At 44.8% G+C, this 16,470-nt stretch carries 21 protein-coding genes and 2 pseudogenes; 15 read left to right on the plus strand and 8 right to left on the minus strand.

Annotated features, from left to right (window positions below; genetic code table 11):
* Positions 1-31: 31 nt before the first annotated feature.
* Positions 32-904 (plus strand): acyl-CoA thioesterase, encoded by an 873-nt coding sequence (locus BK820_RS01060; protein ID WP_004809832.1) that lies wholly within the window; start codon positions 32-34, stop codon positions 902-904.
* A gap of 58 nt (positions 905-962) precedes the next feature.
* On the opposite strand, the gene BK820_RS15735 is transcribed toward BK820_RS01060, so the two are convergent.
* Positions 963-1,091, minus strand: a complete 129-nt coding sequence (locus tag BK820_RS15735) for a hypothetical protein (protein ID WP_005223361.1) — start codon at positions 1,089-1,091, stop codon at positions 963-965.
* Between the two features lie 199 nt (positions 1,092-1,290).
* Here BK820_RS15735 and BK820_RS01065 point away from each other — a divergent pair, with 199 nt between their 5' ends.
* Positions 1,291-2,541 carry a dicarboxylate/amino acid:cation symporter gene (locus BK820_RS01065; protein ID WP_071319851.1) on the plus strand — a complete coding sequence of 417 codons (1,251 nt, stop codon included), beginning with the start codon at positions 1,291-1,293 and terminating at the stop codon, positions 2,539-2,541.
* On the opposite strand, the gene BK820_RS01070 is transcribed toward BK820_RS01065, so the two are convergent.
* The 7 genes and pseudogenes from BK820_RS01070 to BK820_RS01100 form a co-directional block, all read right to left on the minus strand.
* On the minus strand, positions 2,523-2,942 hold the full coding sequence (locus BK820_RS01070; protein ID WP_071319852.1) for a VOC family protein: 420 nt from the start codon (positions 2,940-2,942) through the stop codon (positions 2,523-2,525). The genes BK820_RS01065 and BK820_RS01070 overlap by 19 nt on opposite strands.
* A 97-nt stretch (positions 2,943-3,039) precedes the next feature.
* Positions 3,040-3,984, minus strand: a complete 945-nt coding sequence (locus tag BK820_RS01075; RefSeq protein WP_071319853.1) for a metal-dependent hydrolase — start codon at positions 3,982-3,984, stop codon at positions 3,040-3,042.
* Positions 3,985-4,232: 248 nt separating this feature from the next.
* A pseudogene (gene yihA, locus BK820_RS01080) lies at positions 4,233-5,009 on the minus strand (ribosome biogenesis GTP-binding protein YihA/YsxC); the annotation flags it as partial.
* Between the two features lie 99 nt (positions 5,010-5,108).
* Positions 5,109-5,549, minus strand: a complete 441-nt coding sequence (locus BK820_RS01085; RefSeq protein WP_034434119.1) for an RrF2 family transcriptional regulator — start codon at positions 5,547-5,549, stop codon at positions 5,109-5,111.
* 85 nt (positions 5,550-5,634) lie between these two features.
* The gene (hmpA, locus tag BK820_RS01090; protein WP_071319854.1) at positions 5,635-6,843 is read right to left on the minus strand and encodes an NO-inducible flavohemoprotein; all 1,209 of its coding nucleotides are present in this window, start codon (positions 6,841-6,843) and stop codon (positions 5,635-5,637) included.
* A gap of 152 nt (positions 6,844-6,995) precedes the next feature.
* On the minus strand, positions 6,996-8,579 hold the full coding sequence (locus tag BK820_RS01095; RefSeq protein ID WP_005223348.1) for a helicase HerA-like domain-containing protein: 1,584 nt from the start codon (positions 8,577-8,579) through the stop codon (positions 6,996-6,998).
* A gap of 18 nt (positions 8,580-8,597) precedes the next feature.
* The gene (locus BK820_RS01100) at positions 8,598-9,800 is read right to left on the minus strand and encodes a PLP-dependent transferase (RefSeq protein ID WP_005223346.1); all 1,203 of its coding nucleotides are present in this window, start codon (positions 9,798-9,800) and stop codon (positions 8,598-8,600) included.
* 162 nt (positions 9,801-9,962) lie between these two features.
* Between BK820_RS01100 and BK820_RS01105 the strand changes: the two genes are divergently transcribed.
* From BK820_RS01105 to rplN, 13 genes and pseudogenes are all read left to right on the plus strand, one after another.
* Positions 9,963-10,697, plus strand: a complete 735-nt coding sequence (locus tag BK820_RS01105) for a type 1 glutamine amidotransferase (protein ID WP_071319855.1) — start codon at positions 9,963-9,965, stop codon at positions 10,695-10,697.
* A 274-nt stretch (positions 10,698-10,971) separates the two neighbouring features.
* The gene (rpsJ, locus tag BK820_RS01110; protein WP_000070912.1) at positions 10,972-11,283 is read left to right on the plus strand and encodes a 30S ribosomal protein S10; all 312 of its coding nucleotides are present in this window, start codon (positions 10,972-10,974) and stop codon (positions 11,281-11,283) included.
* A gap of 60 nt (positions 11,284-11,343) precedes the next feature.
* On the plus strand, positions 11,344-11,982 hold the full coding sequence (gene rplC / locus BK820_RS01115; protein ID WP_004809812.1) for a 50S ribosomal protein L3: 639 nt from the start codon (positions 11,344-11,346) through the stop codon (positions 11,980-11,982).
* A gap of 11 nt (positions 11,983-11,993) precedes the next feature.
* On the plus strand, positions 11,994-12,596 hold the full coding sequence (gene rplD / locus BK820_RS01120) for a 50S ribosomal protein L4 (protein WP_004786925.1): 603 nt from the start codon (positions 11,994-11,996) through the stop codon (positions 12,594-12,596).
* Positions 12,593-12,913: a 50S ribosomal protein L23 gene (rplW, locus tag BK820_RS01125; protein WP_004809809.1), complete on the plus strand. Its 321-nt coding sequence runs from the start codon at positions 12,593-12,595 to the stop codon at positions 12,911-12,913. The genes rplD and rplW overlap by 4 nt, the downstream gene beginning before the upstream one ends.
* A gap of 11 nt (positions 12,914-12,924) precedes the next feature.
* The gene (gene rplB / locus BK820_RS01130) at positions 12,925-13,749 is read left to right on the plus strand and encodes a 50S ribosomal protein L2 (protein WP_004809807.1); all 825 of its coding nucleotides are present in this window, start codon (positions 12,925-12,927) and stop codon (positions 13,747-13,749) included.
* Between the two features lie 19 nt (positions 13,750-13,768).
* Positions 13,769-14,044 carry a 30S ribosomal protein S19 gene (gene rpsS / locus BK820_RS01135; protein WP_004673001.1) on the plus strand — a complete coding sequence of 92 codons (276 nt, stop codon included), beginning with the start codon at positions 13,769-13,771 and terminating at the stop codon, positions 14,042-14,044.
* An 11-nt stretch (positions 14,045-14,055) separates the two neighbouring features.
* Complete coding sequence (gene rplV, locus BK820_RS01140; protein ID WP_001982638.1) at positions 14,056-14,385, plus strand: 50S ribosomal protein L22; 330 nt, start codon at positions 14,056-14,058, stop codon at positions 14,383-14,385.
* 1 nt (position 14,386) lies between these two features.
* Positions 14,387-15,164, plus strand: a pseudogene (gene rpsC / locus BK820_RS01145) (30S ribosomal protein S3).
* Complete coding sequence (gene rplP / locus BK820_RS01150) at positions 15,143-15,556, plus strand: 50S ribosomal protein L16 (protein WP_004809805.1); 414 nt, start codon at positions 15,143-15,145, stop codon at positions 15,554-15,556. The pseudogene rpsC and the gene rplP overlap by 22 nt, the downstream one beginning before the upstream one ends.
* Positions 15,556-15,753 carry a 50S ribosomal protein L29 gene (rpmC, locus tag BK820_RS01155; protein ID WP_004786915.1) on the plus strand — a complete coding sequence of 66 codons (198 nt, stop codon included), beginning with the start codon at positions 15,556-15,558 and terminating at the stop codon, positions 15,751-15,753. Before rplP ends, rpmC begins: the two co-directional genes overlap by 1 nt.
* Positions 15,750-16,007 carry a 30S ribosomal protein S17 gene (gene rpsQ / locus BK820_RS01160; protein WP_004809803.1) on the plus strand — a complete coding sequence of 86 codons (258 nt, stop codon included), beginning with the start codon at positions 15,750-15,752 and terminating at the stop codon, positions 16,005-16,007. The genes rpmC and rpsQ overlap by 4 nt, the downstream gene beginning before the upstream one ends.
* Positions 16,008-16,098: 91 nt before the next feature.
* The gene (gene rplN, locus BK820_RS01165) at positions 16,099-16,467 is read left to right on the plus strand and encodes a 50S ribosomal protein L14 (protein ID WP_001982634.1); all 369 of its coding nucleotides are present in this window, start codon (positions 16,099-16,101) and stop codon (positions 16,465-16,467) included.
* Positions 16,468-16,470 lie beyond the last annotated feature (3 nt).

Genomic DNA, 16,470 nt, shown 5'->3' on the forward strand with positions numbered 1-16,470 from the left:
TTGGATATCCCGAACATCGTATAGGTTGCCTATGAATGTCTTAACACAAGAACTGGTTGAATTGCTTAGCCTGGAAAAGCTGGAAGAGAATATTTTCCGTGGAATTAGCCGTAACCTGGTAGGCAAGCGCGTATTCGGTGGGCAGGTGTTAGGACAGGCTTTGCGTGCTGCATCGTATACGACAGATCGTCCAGCACATTCATTGCATGCCTATTTCCTGTTTGGAGGAGATGTCAATGCACCGATTATCTATGAAGTAGATCGTATTCGTGATGGCAAGAGTTTTGCCAGTCGTCAGGTGCGTGCGATTCAGCATGGCCGTACTATCTTTATGTGTATGGTGTCTTTTGCCGAACCAGAAGAAGGCTTGAACTATCAGATTTCTGAACCAGAATATCCCTCAGTCGACAGCCTGAAAAATGAGGCAGAACTGAAGCATCAGATTGTTGAATTCGTACCGGAAAATGTCCGTGCTTCATTTATGCGTGATCGCCATGTAGAAATTCGTCCTGTGATGCCGGTGAATCCATTCCAGCCGCAACCGGAAGCGCCAAATTATGCGCATTATATCCGTACCCATGGCCAAGTCGCTCCGGAAGTTGATGAGGTTTCGCTGCATCAGGCGATTGCTGCCTTCTACTCAGACTTTACCTTGATGACGACAGCATTGCGTCCACATGGTCTGAGCTATATTTCACCAAACCTGCAATGTGCCAGCATCGACCATGCCATGTATTTCCATAAGCCATTCCGGGCCGATGAATGGATGCTTTATGACATGGATGCGACAGTGAGTGCCAGCTCACGTGGCCTGAACTTTGGTCGTATGTGGCAGAATGGGGAACTGGTCTGTAGTACTACCCAGGAAGGTCTCATCCGTCTGCGGGAAATTGAAACCCAGTAAGATTCAAAATAAAAAAGCCGGATTAGAGTTCCGGCTTTTTTATGGGTGTGATTTGAAGTTAGTGGCAATGTGGAACATCATTGCTTGAATGCTTATGGCAACCTTGCTGTTCTTTACCGCCCGAAGAATGTGCAAAAACCTGCCCGATGCTGCAAATGAGTGCAACAGCAATGATCATTTTTTTCATGAACGTATATTTCCTTTGTATAAAACCAGTTTATTGCACTGATTAAGCACATCGCGTGCCAAAATTCGGTACATCACCATATGGATTAAATGAATAATAAAAGATATTTTGCTGTAAAGCGTTTATAAAATTTTACTCGATTATCCGAAACTTGCATGGCATAGTGCCGGATAAGTTCAATATTAAAATGTCCATGAAGATGAGCTTAAATACGCAGATTCTAGTTGCCGCAGTATTGGGTGTCCTGTTTGGTTTTTTATTAAATCTTTTCCCGCAAACGACGTTTGAAGAGCTCAGCCTGTATGGTCTGGGTATCATGAGCAGCATCTTCATTGGTTTGCTAAAAATGTTGCTGGTTCCACTGATCTTTAGCTCGATTGTGGTTGGAGTATCGAATCTGCAAGCTGGTGGTCAGCTGAGCCGAACCTGGAAAATTACCTTGGCATGCTGTGTCACCACGACCACCCTGGCTTTAATCTTGGGATTGGCTTGTGCCCATCTGTTTGATGTGGGCAAGGGTGTCGATGTAGTAATGTTTCAGGATGCCATGGCTCAGCATAAAACTCCGGATACCTTAACGCCGTCTTCATTCTTTACCAACTTTATTCAGAATACCCTGATCAATCCGTTTAAGGCCTTTGCCGATGGTAATGTGCTGGCAGTGGTGGTCTTTGCACTCTTTGTCGGTGTGGCACTGGTGGCAGGGGGAGACAAGTTCCGGACGGTACGTAAGCTCAGTATACAGTTCTTTGACATCATGATGCTGATGATTGGCTGGGTCATGAAACTGGCGCCATTCGGGATTTTTGCGCTACTGGCCAAGCTGATTGCCACTGAAGATATTTCGGTGCTGAGCCGTCTGGCAGAGTTTGCTGCGGTAGTAACAGGCACCACCATTTTCCACGGTCTGGTAGTTCTACCATTATTGTTGTGGATCTTCGGGAAAATGAACCCGATTACCTTTTTCAAAGGCACTCGCGCAGCCTTGATTACCGCTTTTGCGACCAGTTCCAGTTCTGCAACCATGCCTTTATCCATGAAATGTGCCCAGGAAAATCTGGGAGTACGTCCACATACAGCAGGCTTTGTCATTCCGCTTGGGACTCAGCTAAACATGGATGGTACGGCACTGTATGAAGCCGCAGCAGCTTTGTTTATTGCCAACCTCATGGGACTTGATCTGACGTTGGGGCAGCAATTGGTCGTGTGTGCCACAGCAATGATTGCATCTTTAGGCGCACCGGGTATTCCAAGTGCCGGAATGGTGACTATGATCATGGTACTGCAATCAGTGGGTCTACCTGCAGAAGCCATTGCGATCCTGTTGCCGATTGACCGACTGCTCGATACGGTCAGGACTGTGGTGAATGTGCAGGGTGATATGATGATCAGTGTCGTGGTTGACCGACATACCCGTGAACCGCAGCTGGATCAGTCCATCTCTAGTTGAGGATTGAAAACTATCTCCCACAGATGTCCATCTGGATCCTGAAAATAGCCTGCATAGCCGCCATAAAATGTGGCCTGTGCAGCTTTCACAATCTTGGCTCCAGCTTTTTCAGCCTGAGTCATGACCTGATCGACATCTAATGGGCTATACACATTATGTCCCAAGGTCATTTGAGTGGGACACATCGGGCTCGGTTCGAGTCCGGTATCATGCTGGATGCTGCTTTGCGGCCATAAAGCCAGTTTTAATCCAGCCTGTAGTTCAATAAATGCGACTGCGCCACATTCAAATTCTTTGCCAACAATGCCTTTACTGGGAAAGCCCAGCCCATCACAATAAAAGCGTAGTGCAGCCTCCAGGTCGCGAACACCGAGTGTAATCACTGAAATCCGTGCTTGCATGAGCTCATCCTTATGGTCATGTCTATAGCTTTATCTTAGGTCAAATAAAAAGCAGGGAAATGACCCCTGCTGTTAGAAATTGTAATAAGAGGAGAGCTTAGGCGACTTTTAAACCTGCCCGTTTGGCCGCAGGGGAATGCTCAAGATAATACAGGGCACCATCGGTACTGCCTTCATGCACCGGGTCATACCATGGCATCAGATAGCCGAGTTGCTGAGAAACCAGCCATAGGGGGTTCGGTAACAAACGATTATCCTGCTGTGAAATACGGAACCATTCTTTCCAGATCCAAGGTTTATACACCGCTGGTTTCAGCTGCTTAAAACGAGGGTCTTGTGCCAACAAGCGTGCTGCACCGTCGACCCACAGACCAATTACTCCAATAATCACCACCACACTTAAATAGTAGCGGGCAATATATCCGCCACCAAGATGACGATATAAGTCAAATGCCACACTGCGATGCTCAATTTCTTCTGCGCCATGGCATTTCACCAAATCTAGCATATTTGCATCAGCACCAAGCCGTTCCCATTCGGTGTTATAGAGCGCATATTTACCAAGGACACATGTCATATGCTCTACAGTTGCGACGATACCAAGCCGGAACAGATCCCATTGATGTTCTGCGATTTTAGGAATTTTCAGACCAAGCGGCTGATCAGCCAGCAATTGATTGAACAGGAAATCCATAATGTCCAGATTGCGCTGGATATCAATCTGGCGTTCAGATAGATACTCTTTATTGGCCGAATTATGTGCCTGAGCATGCATGGCTTCCTGACGGATAAAAGCCCGTACATCATGCTTTAATTTTTCATCGGTGATCTGAGCGAGAACCTTGTTATACAGGCGACAGAACCAGAATTCACCGGCCGGCAGAATATTATTAATTTCATTCACAAAGTAACTGGCAAAAGGCTGATTTGGAATCCAGTAAATCGGGGTAGCCTGCCATTCAAACTTAACTTTGCGTGGTTGGATAAAATAGGAAATTGAAGAGCCAATTTTTGTTGTTTTAAATCGTGAGAGTAAAGACATGGGTGGATCCATCACTGCTTGATCAATACAGTATGGAAAAAATGTCCCGAATCGCTGCAGGCAATACGAGACATTATTTTGTCACTTAGATCACATCAGACTTATTTTGGCTGTTCTTGTTCGACAATCTCTGTTTGATCAGCTTCAACCGGCTCATCCAGATTATTTAATTCACTCGCAGTAATTTCATGATCTGGGTCTGAGTCAGTTTCATCTTCTAGTTCAACAGATTCAATCGGTTCATCAGCTTCGTTTAAATCATGGATTGACGCTTCTGGAATACTATCCAGATCAAATTCCGTTGGTTGATCCAGGGTAAAGTTCAGACGACCGGCCATCACACTTGCCAGTTCTTCCAGACCTTCTTTATTTAAAGAGGAAAATAATTGAATCGAGAAGTTCAGCTTCATTTTATTTAATGTTGCTTTGACTTCCTGCAAGGCTTTGGACGCAGGACCACGATTCAGCTTGTCTGATTTGGTCAACAAGACATGCACGAACAGGTGACGTGAATAGGCCCATTCCAGCATCATCACATCAAAGTGTTGTAGCGGATGACGGATATCCATCAGCAGCACCAGACCTTGCAGGCTCTTACGGTGAATCAGATAGTTTTCCAGTTCTTTCTGCCAGACAATTTTCATGGCTTCTGGGACAGCTGCGTAGCCATAACCCGGTAAATCGACCAGACGCTGATCCGGATTGCCAAGGCTAAAGAAGTTGATCATCTGGGTACGGCCTGGTTTTTTGGAGGCACGGGCCAACTGTTTCTGATTGGTCAGGGCATTGATGGCACTGGATTTACCCGCATTGGAGCGACCGGCGAATGCCACTTCATAACCTGTATCTTCAACACACAGATTAAGTTTGGGTGCACTCATTAAAAATTCAGCTTTGCGCAGCCAATTGAGCGAGCGCACAGAGTATTCAGTAATCGCAGGATCGACTTTTTTGGTATAGCTAATCTTTTGCTTTGGGGCAGCAGCTGCCTTACTGTTTTTCGATTTTCCTCTGCTGTGGTGCATGGCTCAACTTCAAACTTAAATTTACAAGCAGCTATTATAAAGGAAGTCGCTTGGGCAAGCGAACTTTCAATGCAAGACTTGGTAAGCAGAAAGTGAAAACTAAAGATTGATCAGGCCGATTGGTGACTGGATGCTGTAATGGCCTTGCGGTGGTATTACCACTTCACTGAGCGTGTATTGTTCCAGGCTGGCATAAAACTGCTCTACGGCATCATCTAAAATGCCTTTTAAACCACAATTTTTACGCAGCACACAGGGTGGGGTATTGCATTCTACCACTTGGCTATCCTGTTGCAGGATACGCACGACTTGACCCAATGGTATTTTTAAGGTGAGCGGATTCATGCGAATGCCGCCGCCTCGCCCACGAGTAGTGATGAGCCAGTCCTGCTTTGCCATAAAATGTACGATTTTCATGGCATGGTTCTCTGACACCTGCAGCTCATTCGCGAGTTCCGCAATGGTATACGGCATTTCTTTCGGCTGAGCGATGTACATAAGAATCCGTAAGGCGTAATCGGTAAATTTATTTAACTGCATTATAAATCTAGAGTTTTCATACAAAGCAGGGCTAGTCTAACACAGCCAGACTAGCCCTTGCTTGATTTCAGTTTAAGCTGACTGCTTAGTGGCGAACGCCACCAGTACCAAAGGCTTCACTGTGAATATTTTCAGCAGGAATACCTCGTGCAACCAGCGCTTTGTGTTGTTCTGCCATAAACGGCATTGGGCCGCATAGATAGTAATCAGCATTTTCTGGTAATAAAGCACGATCAACTGTACTCAGATCCAGACGGCCTGCTACATCATAGTCTTCACCCAGTTTGTCACCTTGGTGTGGGAATTCGTAAGCAGTCAGCGTGCTTAAACGTGGGTATTTGGCTTTCAAATCATGAATGTGCTGTTTCATGGCATGCACCTGTTTGCTACGGCAGGCATGAATGAAAGTCACAGGTTGTGGCATATCCAGAGTTACCAACTGATTTAACATGGCTACCATTGGAGTTAAGCCCACACCGCCACTGATAAATACATTACGTTTGTTTGGATCAATCAGGTAGAAATTACCTGTTGGTGCAGACACTTCAATTTCTGAGCCTTCTGCCAAGCTATGTAAAGTATTAGATACCCAGCCTGGAACCAAATCACCTTTTTGATCTTCACGCTTTACTGAAATACGCAGGTATTCATCTTGAGGACAAGTTGAAAGCGTATATTGACGTGGTTGTCTCAAATTCAGTTCAGGCACAAACACACGTACAGAAATATACTGACCTGCTTCATACTTCGGTAATGGTCCGCCGTCGACTGGTGCCAGGTAGAACGAAGTGATCTCTTCACTTTCTACTACTTTCTTGGCAATTTTGAAATTGCGCCAGCCTAACCAGCTACCTTTAGTCTGTTCATGTTGATCATAAATCGCTTTTTCAGTCGCAATGAACAGGTCTGCTAATTGTCCATATGCAGTAGTCCACGCATCAATCAGTGGATCATCCATAGAAATATTGAGTACTTCACTGATTGAATGCAGCAGGTTTTCCCCAACAATGCCGTAATCAGGTGCTTTAATATTTAAGCTGACATGTTTGTGCGCAATGAGTTCAACCACAGGTAACAGCACAGAAGGATCTTCGATATTTTCAGCATATGCTAAAACTGCACCTGCCAAGGCTTGCGCCTGAGCACCGCTACGCTGGTGACCCATGTTGAAGGTTTCTTTTAGATCAGGGTTATTGTTTAACATACGGTTATAAAAATAACCGGTTAAAGCAACCCCATTTTCACGAAGCACAGGTACTGTAGCTTTTACTAAGTCAATTTGCTGTGGAGTCATAGCAGATCTCTCATGGCTGTTATTTATAAGATGTATTTAAAATACATCTTTAAGGATATATTCACAATACATCTTTAATTAAAAACCATGAAAAAATTATGGGATATTAAAATATCCCATAAAAATAAAGAAAATAATCGGAGAAAGAAGGGCTATCTCTTACCAAATAATGACCCTAATAAACCACGGACAATTTTCTGGCCGGTAGTGCTACCCAAAGTGCGTGCGGCACTTTTAGCAAAGGTGCCAACAATGTCTTGGGTGAACTTTTCACGCTGTTTCGCTGCACGTTCAGCTTCTTTCTGCTGTTCGCGTGCAAGACGTTCCTGTTCGCGGGCTTGCTGCTTAGCAAATGTTTCCTGCTCTTTTGCGACTTGTTTGGCATACGCTTCTTGTTCTTTGGCTTGCTGTTTGGCAAGTTCCGCAGCCTGAAGCTGTTGCTGGCGTTCAGTGACTTTGTTTTGCAGCATTTCATGCGCACTGTCACGATCAACTTGCTGTTCATAAATCTCAGCCACAATGCTTTGTTGCATTAAAGTTTTGCGTTCTTCAGGAGAAATGGGGGTAAAAGAGGAGTGTGGCGGCATCACCCAGCCGCGTTCTACAATTTGCGGTGTGCCTTTTTCATCCAGACAGCTAATCAGTGCTTCACCGACAGCCAGTTCGGTAATGGCATCCTGAACTTTAAATTCTGGATTAGCTCGAAAAGTATCTGCCGCCGTTTTTACCGCTTTTTGGTCTTTAGGGGTAAAAGCACGTAAAGCATGTTGCACCCGATTGCCGAGTTGGCCTAAAACGCTTTCGGGTAAATCAAGTGGATTCTGAGTGACAAAGTAAATCCCCACACCTTTAGAACGAATCAAACGCACCACCTGTTCAATCTTTTCTTGCAGGGCAGGGCTGGCATTATCAAACAGCAAATGGGCTTCATCAAAGAAGAACACCAGTTTAGGTTTATCCAGGTCGCCGACTTCCGGTAACTGTTCAAACAGCTCTGAAAGCATCCATAGCAAGAAAGTGGCATACAGCTTAGGTGTGTTCATCAGCTTGTCAGCAGCAAGCAAGTTGATATTGCCATGACCTTGACTGTCGGTTTGTAAAAAATCCATCAGATCCAGCGCTGGTTCACCAAAGAATTGCTCACCACCTTGATCAGCCAAGGCAAGCAGATTGCGTTGAATCGCGCCCAGACTGGCAGGAGACAGATTGCCATAGTCCGCTTTAAAATCTGCGGCATGTTCGCTGACATAACTGATCATTGCCTTTAAATCTTTAAAGTCGATCAGTAATAGTCCCTGATCATCAGCAATACGGAAAATGGCGGAGAGCACACCTTCCTGAGTGTCGTTCAGATTCAAAATACGGGCAAGAAGGAGGGGGCCAATCTCGGAAATGGTGGTGCGAATCGGATGGCCTTGCTCGCCAAATAAATCCCAGAACACCACAGGCGACGCTGAAAAAGGGATGGACTCGATATTCAGGCTTTTAATGCGTTCATCAAATTTGGGGTTGTTTTCCCCGGCTTTCGCCAAGCTGGAAACATCACCCTTGGCATCGGCCAAAAATACCGGTACACCAATTCGGGAAAAACTTTCTGCCAGTACCTTTAATGTTACGGTCTTACCGGTACCGGTTGCACCGGCAATCAGGCCATGACGGTTGGCAAGCTGAGAATGCAGCACGATATCCTGGGTGGTATCGGCGGTTTTTTTAGCGATTACGATTGGTGTACCCATATAATTTCCTATTGTTATTTATTCATTTTTAACTTTTTTCATGTTTTGTAGTGCGTGCTGAATGTCGTCAATCAGATCTTCCGGATGTTCTAATCCAATACAGAAGCGTACCAGGAAGCCTTCTTTCAAATGTGAATGTTCAAGCACGCGCATATCTTTTAAGTTATATAGCATGACCAGGCTAACAGGACCACCCCAGCTAAAACCAAGCTTAAACAGTTTTAAGCTGTCACAAAAACTGCGGATATCTTGCAGTTCATATTTACTGTCAAAAATTACACTGACCAGGCCGGCACTATGACCTTCCTTGCAAATTTCTTTCCAGTATTGATGGCCTGCGCTATGCGGATCGGCTGGATGCAGTACCTGCACAAATTCCGCTTGCTGTTTTAACCAGGTGAGAATGTTGAGTGCACTACTGGATTGATGTGCATAACGCAGCTGCATGGAAGCAAGACTACGTTGCACCTGAGCAACGTCATCACCTGAGACAGCAATGCCTTGAATGGCATGTGCGCGGAATAATTGGTGATGCAGTTCTTTATCACGCGTGACCACTGAACCCATCAGAATGTCACCACCACCGCTTGGATATTTGGTCAGCGCATGTACGGATAAATCTACACTCAGGTGTTCATCACCAAAATCAAAGGCATTAAAGGCCAGACCCGCGCCCCAGGTATTGTCCAGTGCAGTCAGAATATTGTGTGCCTGAGCTTTCTTCACGAGGCCATTTAAATCCGGAAATTCCAGTGTGACTGAGCCAGCTGCTTCCAGCCAGATCAGTTTGGCTTTATCTGAAGGATTAAAGCTTTCCAGGCATAATGGATTATAAACTTGTACCTGAATGCCATAACGTGTTTCCAGGTTGCGTAGATGCTCCATGTTTGGGCCATAAATATTGTCCGGTACCCAAACTTCCTCTCCCTGACTTAAAAAACAGCAATTCACGAGATTAATCGCAGATAAACCGCTAGGTGCAAGCAGGTGATAGAGCCCACCTTCGAGCTGGGCAATGTTATCGCCTAAGGTAAATGTGGTTGGGGTACCATGTGTGCCATAGCTATAGTCATAATCATCGGTCCAATGGCGATTAAACAGGGCATCGGTATTGTTAAAAATAATGGTTGATGCACGATAGAGGGGAGGTTGAACCGTCGAAATGTACTGAGGGGCCTTTCGTGGTGCATGAATCAGGGCGGTTTGAGGATTTTTTTTCATGCTGCAGCTCATATCTGGAGTCAAAAACAGCTTTAGCTTAAGAGAATCTTTGCTTTAGCGCTACTTGCGTTATCAATTGTTTAAAAACCTCACATAAAATAAAAAGTTGGCTTCATTTTTGCAAAACCTAGCCTATATAGATACAAGAACAGGTTCGAGCGCATGAAGTCGCATTTACGAGTACATTATTTTCAGCATATTGCTGGTGAAGGTTACGGTAGTTGTCATGAATTTTTAAAGCAGCATCAGGCGCAAATTACAGCGACTGAATTCTTTGCTTTACCTGTGGATCGTCCTTTGGAAATAGAAGCGCTACCTGCAGTAGAAGAAGTAGATTTGCTCATTATTATGGGCGGGACCATGAGTGTAAATGATGAAGCAAATTTCCCCTGGTTGAAAATAGAAAAACGCTGGTTACGTCGTTACTTGTCCCAGGGGAAGCCAGCGATTGGTTTGTGTCTAGGCGGACAGCTGATTGCCAATGCCTTGGGGGCAGCAGTTAGTTATAACCCGGAACAGGAACTGGGGTGGATGTCTGTCAGTAAAGTGGCCAATGTGCCAGCAGACTGTTTTAGTTTACCTGAGCAATTCCGGATCATGCAGTGGCATAGCGAGACCTTTGAAATTCCCAAAGGGGCGGTACATCTGGCAGAAAATGAAGCCTGTCGCAACCAGATGTATCAATTGGGCAAAAATGTTCTCGGTTTCCAGTTCCATCCAGAAATAACCCCGGAAACCTTGGCCCTGTTTTTAGAAGATGAAGACGAGTTGCTAAAATTTTCAGGAAAATATGTGCAGCCTGTGCATGAGCTCAGAAAAAGCCCAAAATCTAATTTTATTGAAGGAAATCAAATACTAAATCGCGCAATCGAATATGTGGTAGAGAAATCAGCCTGACGGGTGAAAAACAAACTCTTGATTTAGCAACCAAATTGATTTGCAGATGAAAACTATAAAAGGCATTTGCTTATGCATTAAACAATGGCTATAATAAGCCACCCTTCGATAGGAAGGATGTTAACTGCGAAGAAAGTAGTTAACTATCGTTACAGTCGTGGCATCGATCATGACCTTAGTGATAATTCACTGCTCTTGACACTTACCTCAAAAATTAGTGGGGTGAGATGCGTCAAGAGTGATTCTTTATATATTTGGCTTGGAGTTTACTGGTATGTCTAACCAGAGAATTCGTATCCGTCTTAAGTCTTTTGATCACCGTCTAATTGATCAATCAGCTCAAGAAATCGTAGAAACAGCAAAACGTACTGGCGCACAAGTTTGTGGTCCAATTCCAATGCCTACACGCATTGAGCGTTTTAACGTTTTAACATCACCACACGTAAACAAAGACGCGCGTGACCAGTACGAAATTCGTACTTACAAGCGTTTGATCGACATCGTTCAACCTACAGACAAAACTGTAGATGCATTGATGAAGTTAGATCTTGCAGCTGGTGTTGATGTTCAGATCGCATTGGGTTAAGGCTTTCGGGTTAATTAACGCTCTAAGTTAATTAGGCCGCTTTTTTAGAGGTTTATGCACATGGCTATTGGTTTAGTCGGTCGCAAGTGCGGTATGACACGTATCTTTACAGATGCTGGTGTTTCTGTGCCTGTTACAGTGATTGAGGTTGATCCTAACCGCATCACTCAAATCAAAACGCTTGAAACTGATGGTTATCAAGCGATTCAAATCACTACTGGTGAACGTCGCGAATCTCGCGTAACTAACGCTCAGAAAGGTCACTTCGCTAAAGCGGGTGTTGCTGCTGGTCGTCTGGTTCAAGAATTCCGCGTTTCAGAAGCTGAGCTTGAAGGTCGTGAAGTTGGTGGTACGCTTACTGTTGAGTTGTTCCAAGTAGGTCAAATCGTTGACGTAACTGGTACTTCTAAAGGTAAGGGTTTCCAAGGTGGTGTTAAGCGTTGGAACTTCCGTACTCAAGATGCTACTCATGGTAACTCTGTTTCTCACCGTGTTCTAGGTTCTACAGGTCAAAACCAGACTCCTGGTCGCGTGTTCAAAGGCAAAAAAATGGCTGGCCATTTAGGTGCTGAACGCGTAACTACACAGGGTCTTGAAATCGTTGCTATTGACACTGAACGTTCAGTTCTAGTGGTTAAAGGCGCGGTTCCTGGTGCTACTGGTGGCGACGTAACTGTTCGTCCTACGATCAAGGCCTGAGGGGAAATAACGTGAATTTAAATACTGTTTCCGGCTCTGCTGTTGAATTATCAGAAGTTGCGTTCGGTCGTGAATTTAATGAAGCTCTTGTACACCAAGTTGTTACAGCTTACCTAGCTGGTGGTCGTCAAGGTTCTAAAGCTCAAAAATCACGCGCAGACGTTTCTGGCGGTGGTAAAAAACCATTCCGTCAAAAAGGTACTGGCCGCGCTCGTGCTGGTTCTATTCGTAGCCCAATCTGGGTTGGCGGTGGTAAAACTTTTGCTGCTCGTCCACAAGACTGGTCTCAAAAAGTAAACCGTAAAATGTACCGCGGTGCTATGCAATGCATCCTGGCTGAACTTGTTCGTCAAGATCGCTTAGTTTTAGTTGAAGAGTTTGCTGTTGCAGCTCCAAAAACTAAAGAATTGCTTGCAAAACTTAACGACTTAAATGCGACTCGTGCATTGATCGTTACTGATGCTGTTGATGAGAACTTGTATCTAGCTGCTCGTAACCTTCCACACGTAGATGTGGTCGATGCGACTGCAATCGATCCTGTTAGCTTGATCGCGTTCGATAAAGTTGTTATGTCTGTAGCTGCTGCTAAGAAAATTGAGGTAGAACTCGGATGAACAACGAACGTTTATATCAAGTCCTGCAAGGACCTGTTTTCTCAGAAAAAGCACAAGTTTTAGGTGAAACTGCTGGTGTTCAAGTTTTTAAAGTTGCTACTGATGCAACTAAACTTGAAATCAAAAAAGCAGTTGAGCAATTGTTTGGTGTTCAGGTTGTTAAAGTTAACACTACGATCACTAAAGGTAAAACTAAACGCTTTGGTAAAACTATCGGACGTCGTTCTGATGTTAAAAAAGCATACGTCACCCTGAAAGCTGGCCAAGATGTAGAAATGGCTGACTTGGGCGATGCCGCTGAAAGCGCAGCGGAATAAGGACGAAAACTATGCCTATTCAAAAATGTAAGCCAACGTCTCCAGGACGTCGCTTTGTAGAGAAAGTCGTTCACGACCATCTTCACAAAGGTGCTCCTTATGCTCCACTAGTTGAAGCTAAAAAACGTACTGGCGGCCGTAATAACAACGGTCACATTACGACTCGTCACGTTGGTGGCGGTCACAAGCAACACTACCGTATCGTAGACTTCAAACGTAACAAAGACGGCATCCCAGCTGTAGTTGAGCGTATCGAATACGATCCAAACCGTTCTGCGCACATTGCGTTGTTGAAGTATGCTGACGGTGAACGTCGCTACATCATCGCGCCTAAAGGTTTACGCGCTGGTGATTCAGTACAGTCTGGTAACGATGCTCCAATTCGTCCAGGTAACTGCTTACCACTTCGTAACATGCCTATCGGTTCTACTCTTCACAACATCGAGCTTAAAATCGGTAAAGGCGCACAGTTAGTACGTTCTGCTGGTACATCTGCTCAATTGTTGGGTCGTGACGGTTCATACGCTATCATCCGTCTTCGTTCAGGTGAGATGCGTAAAGTACACGTTGAATGTCGCGCTGTGTTAGGTGAAGTATCTAACTCAGAAAGCAACCTTCGTTCATTGGGTAAAGCTGGTGCAGCGCGCTGGCGTGGCGTTCGTCCTACCGTTCGTGGTATGGCGATGAACCCGGTAGATCACCCGCACGGTGGTGGTGAAGGTCGTAGCAAAGGTATTCAACCTGTAAGCCCATGGGGTCAAAAAGCTAAAGGGTACAAGACACGTACCAACAAGCGTACGACTAAGATGATTATTCGCGACCGTCGCGTTAAGTAACAAGTAAAGGAATCTGACAATGCCTCGTTCTCTGAAAAAAGGCCCATTCGTCGATGCGCACTTGTTCGCTAAGGTTGAAGCGGCTATCGCGGCTAATAACCGTAAGCCGATCAAAACTTGGTCGCGTCGTTCGATGATCCTCCCGGATTTTGTTGGTTTAACAATTTCTGTACACAATGGCCGTAACCATGTTCCAGTGATCATCTCTGAACATATGGTTGGACACAAGCTTGGTGAATTTGCACCAACTCGTACCTACCGTGGTCACGGTGTTGACAAGAAATCTAAACGTTAATAGGTGCTATGATGGAAGTAACTGCTAAATTACGCGGTGCCGCTATCTCGGCACAAAAAGCTCGTTTGGTTGCAGATCTTATCCGCGGCAAATCTGTTGCGCACGCACTTAACATTTTGAACTTCAGCAACAAAAAAGCTGCAGTCCTAGTTAAGAAAGCGTTAGAGTCTGCAATTGCAAACGCTGAACACAATAACAGTTTAGATGTAGACGACCTTAAAGTTTCTACGATCTACGTTGATGAAGGCATGAGCCTGAAACGTATTATGCCACGTGCTAAAGGCCGTGCAGATCGTATTACTAAGCGTACTTGTCACATTACCGTTAAGGTAGGGGTTTGATATGGGTCAGAAGGTTCATCCAATCGGTATCCGCCTAGGTGTTGTGAAACGTCATAACGCTAACTGGTATGCGAGTCCGAAACAATACGCTGAATACTTGCTTAAAGATTTGCAAGTTCGTGAGTTTTTAACTAAAAAACTTAAGAATGCAATGATCAGCAATATTCTTATCGAACGTCCTACAGGCGCTGCTAAAGTAACTATTAGCACTGCTCGTCCTGGTATCGTTATCGGTAAAAAAGGCGAAGACATTGAGAAATTACAACGCGAATTAACATCTATCATGGGTGTTCCTGCGCAAGTAAGCATCAACGAAATCGATCGTCCAGACTTAGACGCACGTCTTGTTGCTGAAGCTATCGCTTCTCAATTAGAAAAACGTGTAATGTTCCGTCGTGCTATGAAGCGTGCGGTTCAAAACACAATGCGTGCTGGCGCTAAAGGTATCAAAGTTGAAGTTTCAGGCCGTTTAGGTGGTGCTGAGATCGCTCGTACTGAATGGTATCGTGAAGGTCGTGTACCTCTACATACACTTCGTGCAGACATCGACTATGCTACTATGCGTGCTGAAACTACTTACGGTACGATTGGTGTTAAAGTTTGGATCTTCCGTGGTGAGATCTTGGGCGGCATGAAACAAGTCATGAACCCAGCTCCAGCTGAAGAACGTCCAGCTAAACGCGGTCGCGGTCGTGGTGAAGGTCAAGAGCGTCGTGGTCGTCGCAATGATCGTTCTGCTGAAAAAGGAGAATAATCCATGTTGCAACCTAAACGTATGAAATTCCGTAAGGTGCAAAAAGGCCGTAACACTGGTCTTGCACACCGCGGTAGTTCAGTATCTTTCGGTACAATCGCTCTTAAATCAATTGAACGTGGTCAAATGACTGCGCGTCAAATTGAAGCAGCGCGTCGTACTATCAGCCGTCGTATTAAACGTGGTGGTAAGATCTTTATCCGTGTCTTCCCGGACAAACCTATTACTTCTAAACCTCTTGAAGTTCGTATGGGTAAAGGTAAAGGTTCTGTGGAGTACTGGGTTTGCCAAATCAAACCAGGTAAAGTCTTGTACGAAATTGATGGTGTTAACGAAGAATTGGCTCGCGAAGCATTTACGCTTGCAGCTGCTAAACTTCCGTTTAAAACCACTATCGTGACTCGGACGGTAATGTAATGAAAACTAAAGATCTACGTGAAAAGTCGGTAGAAGAGTTGACAGCTTTGCTTGATGAGCAACAGCTTAACCAATTCCGTCTTCGTATGGCGAAAGCAACTGGTCAATTGGGTAAATCGCACGAAGTGCAATTAACTCGCAAGACTATTGCTCGTATCAAGACCCTCCTTACCGAAAAACAGGGGAACGGACAATGAGTGAACAAACAGTCCGCACGTTAACAGGCAAAGTAGTAAGCGACAAAATGGACAAGTCTATTGTTGTGCTTATCGAACGTCGTGTTCAACACCCGTTGTATGGCAAATCAATCCGCCGTTCAACAAAATTACATGCTCATGATGAAAACAACACAGCTAAAACTGGTGATGTTGTAACAATCAAAGAAAGCCGCCCAATTTCTAAAACTAAGTCTTGGACTCTAGTTGAAGTTATTGAAGCAGCTGCTGAGTAATTAACGTTCTTGTTGCATCATCGGTCAAATTCGAGTACTCTTTGAGCCTTTCGAATTTGCGACCGGTGATGCTCGGTTTTGGAGTAGGGCAATGATTCAGACCGAAACTATGCTCGACGTAGCAGACAACAGTGGTGCTCGCCGCGTACAATGTATTAAAGTACTTGGTGGTTCACATCGTCGTTATGCTTCTGTTGGCGACATTATTAAAGTTACTGTAAAAGAAGCAATTCCACGCGCACGTGTTAAAAAAGGTGACGTGATGAATGCAGTTGTAGTTCGTACTAAATTCGGCATCCGTCGTCCAGATGGTTCAGTGATTCGTTTTGACGATAACGCTGCTGTTATTTTGAACAACAACAAAGCGCCGATTGCAACTCGTATTTTCGGACCAGTGACTCGTGAACTTCGTACTGAACAGTTCATGAAAATTATTTCATTGGCTCCTGAAGTTCTATAAGAG

The organism is Acinetobacter sp. LCT-H3 (genome assembly GCF_001866125.1).
GTDB classification, from domain to species: Bacteria; Pseudomonadota; Gammaproteobacteria; order Pseudomonadales; family Moraxellaceae; genus Acinetobacter; species Acinetobacter schindleri.

Excerpts from the sequence above, each read along its gene's own strand:
- BK820_RS01075 (WP_071319853.1), bottom strand. The coding sequence starts at position 3,984 with ATGTCTTTACTCTCACGATTTAAAACAACAAAAATTGGCTCTTCAATT.
- rpsJ (WP_000070912.1), top strand. The coding sequence starts at position 10,972 with ATGTCTAACCAGAGAATTCGTATCCGTCTTAAGTCTTTTGATCACCGT.
- rplN (WP_001982634.1), top strand. The coding sequence starts at position 16,099 with ATGATTCAGACCGAAACTATGCTCGACGTAGCAGACAACAGTGGTGCT.
- BK820_RS01060 (WP_004809832.1), top strand. The coding sequence starts at position 32 with ATGAATGTCTTAACACAAGAACTGGTTGAATTGCTTAGCCTGGAAAAG.
- BK820_RS01085 (WP_034434119.1), bottom strand. The coding sequence starts at position 5,549 with ATGCAGTTAAATAAATTTACCGATTACGCCTTACGGATTCTTATGTAC.
- rpmC (WP_004786915.1), top strand. The coding sequence starts at position 15,556 with ATGAAAACTAAAGATCTACGTGAAAAGTCGGTAGAAGAGTTGACAGCT.
- BK820_RS01070 (WP_071319852.1), bottom strand. The coding sequence starts at position 2,942 with ATGCAAGCACGGATTTCAGTGATTACACTCGGTGTTCGCGACCTGGAG.
- rpsQ (WP_004809803.1), top strand. The coding sequence starts at position 15,750 with ATGAGTGAACAAACAGTCCGCACGTTAACAGGCAAAGTAGTAAGCGAC.
- rpsS (WP_004673001.1), top strand. The coding sequence starts at position 13,769 with ATGCCTCGTTCTCTGAAAAAAGGCCCATTCGTCGATGCGCACTTGTTC.
- hmpA (WP_071319854.1), bottom strand. The coding sequence starts at position 6,843 with ATGACTCCACAGCAAATTGACTTAGTAAAAGCTACAGTACCTGTGCTT.
- rplP (WP_004809805.1), top strand. The coding sequence starts at position 15,143 with ATGTTGCAACCTAAACGTATGAAATTCCGTAAGGTGCAAAAAGGCCGT.
- BK820_RS01095 (WP_005223348.1), bottom strand. The coding sequence starts at position 8,579 with ATGGGTACACCAATCGTAATCGCTAAAAAAACCGCCGATACCACCCAG.
- rplV (WP_001982638.1), top strand. The coding sequence starts at position 14,056 with ATGGAAGTAACTGCTAAATTACGCGGTGCCGCTATCTCGGCACAAAAA.
- BK820_RS01105 (WP_071319855.1), top strand. The coding sequence starts at position 9,963 with ATGAAGTCGCATTTACGAGTACATTATTTTCAGCATATTGCTGGTGAA.
- BK820_RS15735 (WP_005223361.1), bottom strand. The coding sequence starts at position 1,091 with ATGAAAAAAATGATCATTGCTGTTGCACTCATTTGCAGCATCGGGCAG.
- BK820_RS01100 (WP_005223346.1), bottom strand. The coding sequence starts at position 9,800 with ATGAAAAAAAATCCTCAAACCGCCCTGATTCATGCACCACGAAAGGCC.
- rplW (WP_004809809.1), top strand. The coding sequence starts at position 12,593 with ATGAACAACGAACGTTTATATCAAGTCCTGCAAGGACCTGTTTTCTCA.
- rplC (WP_004809812.1), top strand. The coding sequence starts at position 11,344 with ATGGCTATTGGTTTAGTCGGTCGCAAGTGCGGTATGACACGTATCTTT.
- rplB (WP_004809807.1), top strand. The coding sequence starts at position 12,925 with ATGCCTATTCAAAAATGTAAGCCAACGTCTCCAGGACGTCGCTTTGTA.
- BK820_RS01065 (WP_071319851.1), top strand. The coding sequence starts at position 1,291 with ATGAGCTTAAATACGCAGATTCTAGTTGCCGCAGTATTGGGTGTCCTG.